General features: G+C 70.1%; 8 protein-coding genes. 6 read left to right on the top strand and 2 right to left on the bottom strand.

Features of this window, described 5'->3' with window-relative positions:
* Positions 1 to 65: 65 nt before the first annotated feature.
* From mgtA to U742_RS0105920, 6 genes are all read left to right on the top strand, one after another.
* Positions 66 to 2,630 (top strand): magnesium-translocating P-type ATPase, encoded by a 2,565-nt coding sequence (gene mgtA, locus U742_RS0105955; RefSeq protein WP_029351007.1) that lies wholly within the window; start codon positions 66 to 68, stop codon positions 2,628 to 2,630.
* Positions 2,631 to 2,988: 358 nt separating this feature from the next.
* The gene (gene kdpA / locus U742_RS0105940) at positions 2,989 to 4,698 is read left to right on the top strand and encodes a potassium-transporting ATPase subunit KdpA (RefSeq protein WP_029351005.1); all 1,710 of its coding nucleotides are present in this window, start codon (positions 2,989 to 2,991) and stop codon (positions 4,696 to 4,698) included.
* A 21-nt stretch (positions 4,699 to 4,719) separates the two neighbouring features.
* Positions 4,720 to 6,789 carry a potassium-transporting ATPase subunit KdpB gene (gene kdpB, locus U742_RS0105935; protein WP_029351003.1) on the top strand — a complete coding sequence of 690 codons (2,070 nt, stop codon included), beginning with the start codon at positions 4,720 to 4,722 and terminating at the stop codon, positions 6,787 to 6,789.
* A gap of 11 nt (positions 6,790 to 6,800) precedes the next feature.
* A complete protein-coding gene (gene kdpC / locus U742_RS0105930) occupies positions 6,801 to 7,427 on the top strand; it encodes a potassium-transporting ATPase subunit KdpC (protein ID WP_029351001.1) in 627 nt (208 codons plus the stop codon).
* A 12-nt stretch (positions 7,428 to 7,439) separates the two neighbouring features.
* Positions 7,440 to 10,136, top strand: coding sequence for a sensor histidine kinase (locus U742_RS0105925; protein WP_029350999.1), 2,697 nt, complete (start codon positions 7,440 to 7,442; stop codon positions 10,134 to 10,136).
* Entirely contained in the window at positions 10,133 to 10,816 is a 684-nt protein-coding gene (locus U742_RS0105920; RefSeq protein WP_029350997.1) for a response regulator, read from the top strand. Before U742_RS0105925 ends, U742_RS0105920 begins: the two co-directional genes overlap by 4 nt.
* Positions 10,817 to 10,846: 30 nt before the next feature.
* Here U742_RS0105920 and U742_RS0105915 read toward each other — a convergent pair whose 3' ends face one another.
* Both U742_RS0105915 and U742_RS0105910 read right to left on the bottom strand, forming a co-directional pair.
* Positions 10,847 to 11,284, bottom strand: coding sequence for a MaoC family dehydratase (locus U742_RS0105915; RefSeq protein ID WP_029350994.1), 438 nt, complete (start codon positions 11,282 to 11,284; stop codon positions 10,847 to 10,849).
* Positions 11,285 to 11,295: 11 nt separating this feature from the next.
* Positions 11,296 to 12,489: a dihydrodipicolinate synthase family protein gene (locus tag U742_RS0105910; RefSeq protein WP_029350992.1), complete on the bottom strand. Its 1,194-nt coding sequence runs from the start codon at positions 12,487 to 12,489 to the stop codon at positions 11,296 to 11,298.
* Positions 12,490 to 12,505: the final 16 nt, after the last annotated feature.

Genomic DNA, 12,505 nt, shown 5'->3' with positions numbered 1-12,505 from the left:
CCGGCCATTCTGTGTGATGGCCGCACGGCTGATGGCGTTGCGAAGGTAATCACCGCAGGGACGCGATGACGGATTTTCCCTCCGAGTACTGGCAGTGCCCGGCCACACAGGTCCTGGCCGCCCTGCAGGGTTCCGCCGACGGCCTCTCCGTCGAGGAGGCGGCCCGGCGCCTCGCGAGCTGCGGACCCAACGAGATCCTGGAGACGAGGCGGCGCCACCTTCTGGCCGATCTGCTCCGCCGCCTCGCCAATCCGCTGGTCGCCATATTGCTGGTCGCCTCCGCCGTTGCCGGCGCCACCGGCGACCTGACCAGCTTCGTCATCATCGTGGCGGTCATCCTTCTCTCCACCGGGCTCGACATCGTGCAGGAGCGGAAGGCGGAAGCGACGGCGGACGCACTCAAGCGCTCCATCGCGCTGAGCGCGCTGACGCTGCGCGCGGGAAAACTCAAGGAGCTGCCGGTGCGCGAGCTGGTGCCGGGCGACGTCATCCACCTGTCGGCCGGCGACCTCGTTCCCGCCGACGGCCTGGTGATGGCGGCCAATGCCGCCCAGGCGAACCAGGCGGCGCTGACCGGCGAGCCCTACCCGGTCGAGAAGCGTCCCGAGCCGGTGGCGGGGAGCGGCATGGGCGAGGCGCCGAACCTGCTGCTCCACGGCAGCTCGCTGGTCAGCGGGACGGCGACGATGCTCGTCGTCGAGACCGGTCCGCGCACCCATTTCGGTCGGATCGCCGCCTCGCTCCAGCAGGACCAGCCGCCGACCGCCTTCGAGCGGGGCATCCGGCAGCTCAGCATCCTCATCGTCCGGCTGACGCTGTTCCTGACGCTGTTCGTGCTGCTGGCGCATCTGGCGATGGGCGGGCCGCCGCTGCAGTCCTTCCTCTTCGCCGTCGCGCTGGCGGTCGGGCTGACGCCCGAGCTGCTGCCGATGATCGTCACCGTCGCTCTCGCGCGCGGGGCGCAGCGCATGGCCGAGGCGAAGGTGGTGGTGAAGCGTCTGTCGGCGATCCACGACCTCGGCCAGATGGACGTGCTGTGCACCGACAAGACCGGCACCCTGACCGAGGCGCGCATCACCATGATCGCGCACCCCGGCATCGACGGGGCCGACAGCGAGCGGGCGGCGGAGCTCGCCGCCATTAACGCGCGTTTCGAGACGGGCCTTAAGAGTCCGCTCGACGAGGCGCTGCTGGCCCATGCGGCGGGCCGCTCCCTCGAGGGCTGGTCCAAGCTCGACGAGCGCCCGTTCGACTTCGAGCGCCGGCGCGTCAGCGTCCTCGCCGCGCAGGACGGCGAGCGGATCGAGGTGGTCAAGGGCGCACCCGAGACGATCCTCGGGCTCTGTGACCGGGCGCAGGAGCCCTCCGGGCGGATCGTGCCGCTCGATACCGCGCTGCGCGCCCGGATCGCGGCGCAGCACGACGGCTTCGCCGCCCGCGGGCTGCGGCTGCTCGGTGTCGCGTGGAAGGAGGCCGCCGGCCGCACCCGCATTGCCACGGATGACGACGCGGGCCTCGTCTTCGCCGGACATTGTGTGTTTGTCGATCCGCCCAAGGCGAGCGCCACCAGCGCAGTCGCGCGGCTGGAGGCCGCGGGCGTGCGCATCAAGGTCATATCCGGCGACGCCACCATCGTCGTGCGGCACCTCGTCGAGACACTCCGGCTGCCGGTCGAGGGCGTGCTGACCGGCGAGGAGATCGCCCGCCTCAACGACACGGCGCTCGCCGCGCGCATCGAGCGCGTCGATCTGTTCGCGCGCGTCACCCCCGACCAGAAGCTCAGGATCGTGCGGGCGCTCAGGAGGCGCGGGCACACGGTCGGCTTCCTCGGCGACGGCATCAACGACGCGCCGGCCATCCGCGAGGCCGATGTCGGGCTCTCGGTCGAGGGCGCCTCCGACGTCGCCCGCGAGGCGGCGGACATGATCCTGCTCGCCTCCGACCTCAACGTGCTGGCCGACGGCGTGGGCGAGGGGCGGCGCACCTATGCCAACATCATGAAATACATCCGCATGGGGACCAGCTCCAATTTCGGCAACATGCTGACCATGGCGCTCGCCTCGCTGTTCCTGCCCTTCCTGCCGCTGACTGCCGCGCAGGTGCTGCTCAACAACCTGCTCTACGACCTGTCGCAGGTCGGCATCCCCTTCGACCGGGCGAGCGCGCGCGACGTCGCCACCCCGCGCCGCTGGGACATGGCCGGGCTGGTGCGCTTCACGCTGATCATGGGGCCGCTGTCCTCGCTCTTCGACATCACCACCTTCGCCGTGCTGCTCGGGCTCTTCCACGTCGATGTCGCGACCTTCCGCGCTGCCTGGTTCATCGAATCCATGGCGAGCCAGATCCTCGTCGTCTTCGTCATCCGCACCGCCGCGCCGTTCTGGCAGGACCGTCCTCACCCGGCGCTGGTCGTGACGGCGCTCGCCGGGCTCGCGGCCGCGATGCTCCTGCCCTTCCTGCCCTTCGCCGGCCTCATCGGCTTCGAGGCGCCGGACGCGGCGATGATGGGGGCGCTCGGGCTGCTCGTCGTGATCTATCTGGCCACAGCCGAAGCGCTCAAGACGATCGCGATGCGCGAGCGCACACATCCGCGCAGCCATCGTGGAAGGCGGCGGCAGCCGGCCCGCTGACGGGGCCCCAAGGCCGCCCCTCCAACAACCCATTGGCAGATAACGATCTTTATGCCGCCCTTACACATGCCGGCGGCATTCTGGATCGATCCTTTATCCGTCTGCCACTAGATGCTGCCCGACCCTGAGAGGAGGGCCTCATCCATGTCCGACATCATCTTTCTCGCGCTCGGCGTCGGCTCCTTCATCCTGCTCGCCGCCTATGCGCATTTCACCGCGAAGGCCTGACGCCATGCTGGACATCGTTCTCGGCAGCGCTGTCGCGCTCGGGCTCGCCTTCTATCTCGTGACCGCCCTGCTGCGGCCCGAGAAGTTCTGACGCCCGCACACCCCCTTCAAGCACCCTGAAAGTCCTGCCATGACACCCATCGGCTGGCTGCAAATCCTCGCCATTCTCCTCATCGTCCTTGTCACGGCCGTGCCGATCGGCGCCTTCATGGCCCGCATCTTCGCCGGCGAGCGCAATCTCCTCACCCCCGTGCTCGGCCCGGTCGAGCGCGGGCTCTACCGCATCGCCGGCGTCGATCCGGCGCGCGAGCAGAGCGCACTCGGCTACACGCTCGCCATGCTGGCCTTCAACGCGGCCGGCTTCGCGCTGCTCTACGCGATCCTGCGTCTGCAGGGCGTGCTGCCGTTCAACCCGCTCGGCTTTGCCGGCGTGGCGCCCGACCTCGCCTTCAATACGGCGATCAGCTTCGTCACCAACACCAACTGGCAGTCCTATGGCGGCGAGACCACCATGAGCCTGTTCAGCCAGATGGCCGGGCTGACGGTGCAGAACTTCCTCTCCGCCGCCACCGGCATCGCGCTCGCCGCGGCGCTGGTGCGGGCCTTCGCCCGCTCCGGCTCGGCGACGGTCGGCAACTTCTTCGTCGACATGACGCGGGCGACGCTTTACGTGCTGCTGCCGCTCGCCATCGTCTCCGCCCTCGTGCAGGTGTGGATGGGCGTGCCGCAGACGCTCGATGCCACCACGGTCGCAACCACGATCGAGGGCGCGCAGCAGACCATCGCGCTCGGCCCGGTCGCCACGCAGATGGCGATCAAGCAGCTCGGCACCAATGGCGGCGGCTTCTTCAACGTCAACGCCTCGCACCCCTTCGAGAATCCGACCGCGCTCTCCAATGCGCTGGAGATCTGGCAGATGCTGGTCGTCTCCACCGCGCTGGTCTTCGCCTTCGGCCGCCTGATCGGAGACCGCCGGCAGGCCCGTGCACTCATCGCCACCATCGGGCTGATCCTCGTCGCCGGCATCGGCATCGCCTATTGGGCCGAGAGCGCCGGCACACCCGCGCTCGTCGCGGCCGGGCTCGACCCCGCCGGCGGCAACATGGAGGGCAAGGAGGTCCGCTTCGGCCTCGCGGCGTCCGCCATGTTCGCGGCGGTCACGACTGGCCTGTCCGACGGCGGCGTGAACGCGATGCACGGCTCCTTCACGCCGATCGGCGGACTGGTGCCGATGTTCCTCATCCAGCTCGGCGAGATCCTGCCGGGGGGCGTCGGCTCTGGCCTCTACGGCCTCCTGGTCATGGCGATCATCGCCGTGTTCGTCGCCGGGCTGATGGTCGGGCGCACGCCGGAATATCTCGGCAAGAAGATCGAGGCCAAGGAGGTGAAGATGGCGATGCTCGCCGTGCTGATCCTGCCGACCGCGATCCTCGGCTTCTCGGCGGTCGCCGCCGTGCTGCCCGCCGCGCTCGCCGGCCTCGGCAATGCCGGCCCGCACGGCCTGTCGGAGATCCTCTACGCCTATTCGTCGGCGGCGGGGAACAACGGCTCGGCCTTCGGCGGGCTCTCGGCCAACAGCCCGTGGTGGAACACCACGCTCGGCCTCGCCATGATCCTCGGGCGCTTCGCCTATATCGTGCCGATGATGGCGATCGCCGGCTCGCTCAGCGCGAAGACGCGGCTCGCCGCCTCCTCCGGCACCTTCCCGACCCACGGCCTTCTGTTCGTCGGCCTGCTGGCCGGCGTCATCCTCATCATCGGCGGCCTGCAGTTCTTCCCCGCGCTCGCCCTCGGCCCGATCGCCGAGCAGGTGCAGATGCTGGCCGGCAAGACCTTCTGAACGCCGCTCCGGAGAGATCCCATGTCCACCAAATCCATGACGGCGAAGTCACAATCCGCCTTCGCCTCGCCCGAGCTGATCCTTCGGGCGGCCCGCGACGCCTTCGTGAAGCTCAACCCGGCCGTGCTGATGCGCAACCCGGTGATCTTCGTCACCGAGGTCGTCGCCGCCCTCGTCACCGTGCTGTTCGTCCGTGACGTGATCGCCGGCAATCCGCTCGCCTTCACCGGCCAGATCATGGCCTGGTTGTGGTTCACCGTGCTGTTCGCCAATTTCGCCGAGGCGATCGCCGAGGGACGTGGCCGGGCGCAGGCCGACACGCTGCGCAAGGCGCGCACCGACACCACCGCGCGGAGGCTGCGCGACGCGCGCGACCGCACGCGGTTCGAGAAGGTCTCGGCGCTCGACCTGAAGATCGGCGACTTCGTCCTGGTCGAGGCCGGCGATCTCATTCCCGGCGACGGCGAGATCGTCGAGGGCATCGCCTCGGTGAACGAGGCGGCGATCACCGGCGAGAGCGCTCCCGTCATCCGCGAGAGCGGCGGCGACCGCTCAGCGGTGACCGGCGGCACCACCGTCATCTCCGACTGGATCGTGGTGCGCATCACCGCCGCCCCCGGATCCTCCTTCCTCGACCGCATGATCGCGTTGGTCGAGGGCGCCGAGCGGCAGAAGACGCCGAACGAGATCGCGCTCTCCATCCTGCTGGTCGGCATGACGCTGATCTTCCTGATCGCCGTCGTCTCGCTCGCTGGCCTCGGGCGCTATTCGGCCGCCGACGTGCCGGTGCCGATCCTGGTCGCGCTGCTGGTCACGCTGATCCCCACCACCATCGGCGGCCTGCTCTCGGCGATCGGCATCGCCGGCATGGACCGGTTGATCCGCCACAACGTGCTCGCCATGTCCGGGCGCGCGGTGGAGGCGGCGGGCGACGTCGACACGCTGCTGCTCGACAAGACCGGCACCATCACCTTCGGCAACCGCATGGCGACCGAGATCATCCCGGTGCCCGGCGTCACCGACGCCGAGGCGGCGCTGATCGCGGTGCAGGCGAGCCTCGCCGACGAGACGGCCGAGGGCCGCTCGATCCTCGCGCTGGCCCGCGAGCGCTTCGGCATCGCCATTCCCGAGCGGGCGCCGGAGGGCGGGACCTTCATCCCCTTCTCCGCCGCGACCCGGCTCTCGGGCATCGACATCGCGGACCGCCGCATCCGCAAGGGCGCCATCGACGCTGTGAAGCGCTTCGTGATGGAGGTCACCGACCGCGCGGCGCCCGACATCCCAGCCTTCGACGCGGCGGTGGAGCGGATCGCCCGTTCCGGCGGCACGCCGCTCGGCCTTGCCGAGAACGGCCGGCTGCTCGGCGTGATCCACCTCAAGGACGTGGTGAAGCCGGACATCAAGGACCGTTTCGCCGAGCTGCGCCGCATGGGCATCCGCACGGTGATGGTGACCGGCGACAACCCGATCACCGCTGCCGCCATCGCCTCGGAGGCCGGCGTCGACGACTTCATCGCCGAGGCGACGCCGCAGGACAAGCTCGCCTATATCCGCAACGAACAGCGCCAGGGCCGGCTCGTCGCCATGTGCGGCGACGGCACCAACGACGCTCCTGCCCTCGCCCAGGCCGATGTCGGCGTCGCCATGCAGTCCGGCACGCAGGCGGCGCGCGAGGCCGGCAACATGGTCGACCTCGACAGCGATCCGACCAAGCTCATCGAGGTGGTCGGCATCGGCAAGCAGCTATTGATGACGCGCGGCGCGCTGACGACCTTCTCCATCGCCAATGACGTGGCGAAGTACTTCGCCATCATCCCGGCGCTGTTCATCGCGGCGATCCCCGAGCTCGGCCTGCTCAACGTCATGGGTCTCGCCTCGCCACAGAGCGCCATCCTCTCGGCGGTCATCTTCAACGCGCTGATCATCATCGCGCTGATCCCGCTCGCCCTGCGCGGCGTCGCCTATCGTGCCGAGGAGGCCGGCGCCGTGCTCCGGCGCAACCTGCTGGTCTACGGCCTTGGCGGCATCGTCCTGCCGTTCGCCGGCATCAAGCTGATCGACCTCGTCGTTGCGGCGATCGGTCTGGCCTGAAGGAGACAGACATGCTTTCCCAACTGCGTCCCGCCATCGTTCTTCTGGCGTTTTTCACCCTGCTCACCGGCATCGCCTATCCGCTGGCGATGACCGAGGTGGCGGAAGCCCTGTTCCCGCATCAGGCGCGCGGCAGCCTGATCGAGCGGCAGGGTACCGTGGTCGGCTCCAGCCTTCTCGGGCAGGGCTTCGCCAGGCCGGAATATTTCCATCCCCGCCCCTCGGCGGCCGGGGCCAACGGCTATGACGCGGCGGCCTCCTCCGGCACCAATCTCGCCCCGACCAGCGCCAAGCTCGCCGAACGGCTCAAGACCGACGCCGATGCGCTGCGCGCGGCCGGCCTTGCCGGCCCGATCCCCGCCGACGCCGTCACCACCTCGGGCAGCGGCCTCGACCCACATATCTCGCCCGCCTATGCGCTGGCGCAGGTGCCGTGGGTGGCCAAGGCGCGCGGCGTCGAGGAGGCGCTTGTCCGTGGCCTCGTCACGGCGCACATAGAGGGCCGTCAACTCGGCCTGTTCGGCGATCCCCGGGTCAATGTGCTCGAACTCAACATCGCGCTCGACAACGCGGCCCGCATGCCCGGCGCGAAGCCGCCCGGCGGCGACGCGGTCCCCGGCGTCTCCTCTGCATTCTGAGGAGCGGCGCCGATGAGCGCCGAAGAGGCGCAACGCGCCTCGCCCGAGGCGCTGCTCGCCGCCGCCGAACGGGAGACGCGCGGCAAGCTGCGCATCTTCCTCGGCGCGGCGCCCGGCGTCGGCAAGACCTATGCGATGCTCTCCGCCGCCCGCGCCGCCAAGGTCGCGGGCGGTGACATCGTGATCGGCCTCGTCGAGACGCATGGCCGCGCCGAGACCGAGGCACTGGTGGAGGGCTTCGAGGTGCTGCCCCGCCGCGGCATCGCCTATCGCGGGCGGCTGGTGCCGGAATTCGATCTCGAAGCCGCGCTCAGGCGCCGGCCGAGGCTGCTGCTGGTCGACGAATACGCACATTCCAACGTCGAGGGCAGCCGCCATCCCAAACGCTGGCAGGACGTGCAGGAACTGCTCGCCGCCGGCATCGATGTCTGGACCACCCTCAACATCCAGCATGTCGAGAGCCTCAACGACGTCGTGCAACGGATCACCGGCGTGCGGGTGCGCGAGACGGTGCCCGACACGGCGCTGCAGAAGGCGGACGAGGTCATCCTCGTCGACCTGCCCTCCGACGAGTTGATCAGGCGGCTCGCCGACGGCAAGGTCTATGTCGAGGACACCGCCACCCGCGCGGTGCAGAGCTTCTTCAAGCCGAGCAACCTCACCGCGCTGCGCGAGCTGGCGCTGCGCCAGGTGGCGGCAAGGGTCGACAGCGACCTCGTCGAGCGTATGCAGGGTTCGGCCATCGGCGGACCGTGGGCGGCGGGCGAGCGGCTGCTGGTCTGCGTCGGCCCCGACGTCGCCGCTGAACGTGTGGTGCGTGAGGCCAAGCGCCTCGCCGACCTGCTCGACGCCACCTGGTTCGCGGTGACGGTGGAGCGCCCCGGCCGCATCCTGCCGGCGCGCGAGCGCCAGCGGCTCGACGCCGGCATGCGGCTCGCCGAGAGTCTCGGCGCCGAGACGCATTCGCTGGTCGCCGCCGACATCCCGACCGAGCTGCTGCGTTTCGCGCGTTTCGAGAACGTCACGCAGATCGTCATCGGCAAGGCGCGCCGGGGGTGGCTGCGCCCGTTCCGCACCAGCCTCTCGGACGCGCTGGTGGAGCGCGCCGACGGCGTCTCCATCCATGTCATCACCGCCGACAGCCCGGAGACGTCGCGCCGCGGCTGGCCGTCCCTGCCCCCCGTCGGCCCGGCGGCCGGCTACGCGGTGGCGGCGCTGTGCGTGGCGGCGGCGACGCTGATCGGCCTCGCGCTTACCCAGCTCGTGGCGCTACCGAACGTCTCGATGCTCTATCTGCTCGCCGTGCTGGTGCCGGCGATCCGCCATGGCGTGTGGCCGGCGATCTTCGGCTCGGCGCTGTCCTTCCTTGCCTACAACTTCTTCTTCATCGACCCGGTCAACACCTTCACCGTCGCCCGGCCGCATGAATTGCTGGCGCTGGTGATCTTCCTCATCATCGCGGTGCTGATATCCGCCATCGCTGGCCGCGCGCGCGAGCAGACCCGCATGGCGGCGCTGCGCACCCGCGCCACCCGGCGGCTCTACGAGTTCACCCGCAAGCTCTCGGCGCTACCGGACGCGCCCTCGGTGGCGGAGGCCACCGCCGCCGAGATCCAGGGGGCGCTGGGCCGCTCCTGCGTCATCCTCCTCGCCGGCACGCAGGGCGGCGAACTCGGCGTCGCCGCCGCATGGCCACCGGAGGACCGTCTGGATACCGCCTCCATGACCGCCGCCCGCTGGGCCTTCGACCATGGCGAGGCGGCCGGCGCCGGTACCGGCACGCTGCCCAGCGCGCCCTGGTTCTTCCTGCCGCTCGCTGGCGCCGGCGGACGGATCGGCGTCGTCGGCGTCGAGCGGATGCCCGGCGGGGCAGCGCTCGATTCGGAAGGCGAGGCGGTGCTCGAGACACTGTCCGACCAGGCCGCCGCCGCGCTGGTGCGGGCGCGACTCTCGACCGAGGTGGTGAGCGCGCGCACCGCGGCCGAGACCGAGCGCGTGCGCAACATCCTGCTTGCCTCGATCAGCCACGATTTTCGCACCCCGCTGGCCTCGATCCTCGGCGCCGCGACCAGCCTGATCGACTATGGAGGCGACATACCGGAAGCCGAGCGGCGGGACCTGCTCAACCAGATGCGCGAGGAAGCCGAGCACCTCGACATCATGGTGCGCAACCTGCTCTCGATGACCCGGCTTGAGGCCGGGGCGCTGGACCTGCGCCGCGACTGGATCGACGTGGTCGAGATGCTCAACCGGGCGGTCTCGACCGCGCGCAAGCGCGGCGCCCCGCAGCGCTTCGCGGTCACGCCGGCCCCCGACCTGCCGCTGATCTTCGCCGACCAGAGCCTGATGGACCAGGTGCTCGGCAACATCGTCGGCAACGCCGTGCGCTATGCCGGGCCCGGCGCCCGCATCGTATTGTCGGCGACCGTGATCGACGCGCAGATGGTCATCGCCGTGACCGATGACGGGCCGGGCATCCCGCCCGAGACGCTGCCGCACGTCTTCGAGAAGTTCGTGCGCGCCGCCCGCGAGGCGGGGGACGGCGGCAACGGCTCCGGACTCGGCCTCGCCATCGCCAAGGGCATCGTCGAGGCGCATGGTGGCACGGTGGCGGCGCGCAGCCCCGCGCCCGGCCAGCCGCGCGGCACCCGCATCGCCATCCGGCTGCCGCTCGACACGCCGCCGGCGATGGAGGAGCGCGAGCGATGAGCATCCTCCGCGTGCTGGTGATCGACGACGAACCGGCGATCCACCGCTTCATGGGGCCGGCGCTCACCGCGAACGGCTATGAGACGTTGCGCGCCGACAACGGCGCCGACGGCCTCGCGCTGGCCGCCACCCGCCAGCCCGACGTGATCGTGCTCGACCTCGGCCTGCCGGACATGGACGGCAAGGAGGTGATCCGGCGGCTGCGGACATGGTCGGACGTGCCGGTGGTGGTGCTCTCGGCGCGCGACCGCGAGATCGAGAAGATCGAGGCGCTGGACCTCGGCGCCGACGACTTCGTCAACAAGCCGTTCGGCATGGGCGAGCTGATGGCGCGGCTGCGCGCGGCGCTGCGCCACCACATCCAGTCGAAGGGTGAGACCCCGGTACTGAAGATCGGCGAGGTGGAGATCGACGTTCCCCGCCACCGGGTGATGCGCGGCGGCGAGGAGGTGAAGCTGACCCGCAAGGAGTTCGACCTGATCGCCTTCCTCGCCCGCCATGCCGGCAAGGTCGTCACCCACCGCCAGATCCTCAAGGAGGTGTGGGGGCCGGCCCATGAGCACGACACGCAATATCTGCGTGTCTATATCGGCCAGTTGCGCGCCAAGCTGGAGGCCGACCCCGCCAACCCGGCGCTCGTCATCACCGAGCCCGGCGTCGGCTACCGGACCGGGGATTAGACCGCCTGCTTTGGCCGATCGGACGGGGCACTAAGCCGCGTTCGGCACCCATTGCAGGATGTGGACGGCGACCGCCGCGAGTTCGCCGCCCTCGGCCAGCCGCACCTCGACATCCGCGAAGGAGCGCCGCTTCTCCTCATCGATGCGGGCGATGCGATAGGTGACGGCGATGGTTTCGCCGATCCGCACGCCCCGCAGGAATCGGACACGGTCATAGCCGAGCGAGACCGGCGTCTCGCCGCCGTCCCGGCTGTCGGCGCAGGCCATGGTGGAACAGGCCGACATGTAGCCGACCAGCAGGGCGCCATGGGCGATGCGCCCGCCATAGGACGTCTGCCGCATGGCGGCCTCGTCGACATGGTTGGGCGACAGGTCGCCGGTGATGCCGGCGAACATGTAGACGTCCGCCTCCGCCACGGTCTTGCGGAACTGATAGGTCTGGCCGACCTCGACGTGGAAGCTGCCCACCTTCCGCTCCCTCAGGCCGCCGCGCGCGCGGAGGTGCGGGCGGGATCGACGCCGCGCACCGCCAGCAGCGCCTTCATACGGGCGCTGGCGAGCTCCGGCTCCAGCAGGACGCCCGCCTGATCGGCCAGGCGGAACAGCTCGGCCAGATGCAGCGTCGAGCGCGCGCTCTCCTGGCCGCCCGCCATGGTGAAATGGCTCTGGAAGCCGTTCAGCCAGGCGAGGAAGACGACGCCGGTCTTGTAGAACCGCGTCGGCGCCCGGAAGATGTGCCGCGACAGCGGCACGGTCGGATCCATGATGCGGTCATAGGTCGCGCGGTCGCCGGCCGCGAGGGCGGAAAGCGCGGCGCTCGCGGCGGGCGCGATGGCGTCGAAGATACCCAGCAGCGCCTCGGAATGATGCGTGCCGTCGCCGGCGATCAGCGTCGGATAGTTGAAGTCGTCGCCCGTATACATCGCCACACCCGCGGGCAGGCGGCGGCGCATCGCGACCTCCTTCTCCTCCGACAGCAGCGAGACCTTGATGCCGGCCACCTTGGAGGCATTGGCCTCGATGATATCGAGGCAGACATCCATGGCCTTCCAGTGGTCGTCATGTCCCCAATAGCCGGCGAGCGCCGGATCGAACATCTCGCCGAGCCAGTGCAGGATCACCGGCGCCGGGCTCTGCGACAGGATGCGGTCATAGACGCGATGGTAGTCCTGCGGCCCGGCGGCGCTGCGCGCCAGCGCGCGGCTGGCCATGAGGATGAAGCGGCTGCCGGCCTTGTCGACAGCGGCGCACTGCTCCTCATAGGCGGCGATGATCTCGTCGATGGAGAAGTCACGGTCAGCGGCGAGGTGGTCGGTGCCCACGCCGCTCGCCAGCAGCGCGCCCGGCCCATAGGCGCGCGCCTCGGCGGCCGAGCGGGTGATGAGCTCGAGCGAGGTCGGCCAGTCGACGCCCATGCCGCGCTGGGCGGTGTCCATGGCCTCGGCGACGCCAAAGCCGAGGTCCCACAGATAGCGGCGATAGGCGAGCGTCGCGTCCCAGTCGATCGCGGTCTCCAGCCACGGATCGATCCCGGCGAGCGGATCGACGGTCACGTGGGCGGCGGAATAGGCGATGCGGCTCCAGCCGCCAGTGGCCCGGCGCGGCAGCGGCTCGCCGGCCTTCAACGTGTAGCGTTCGAGCGCGCCGCCCGAGGTCGGAAGCGTGATTTCCATTGGATGCATCCCTGTG

It is taken from the genome of Allobosea sp. 117, assembly GCF_000702305.1.
In the GTDB taxonomy this organism is placed as follows: domain Bacteria; phylum Pseudomonadota; class Alphaproteobacteria; order Rhizobiales; family Xanthobacteraceae; genus Ancylobacter.
The sequence above is the reverse complement of the archived record's forward strand: the minus strand, read 5'-3'. Positions and strand labels throughout refer to the sequence as shown.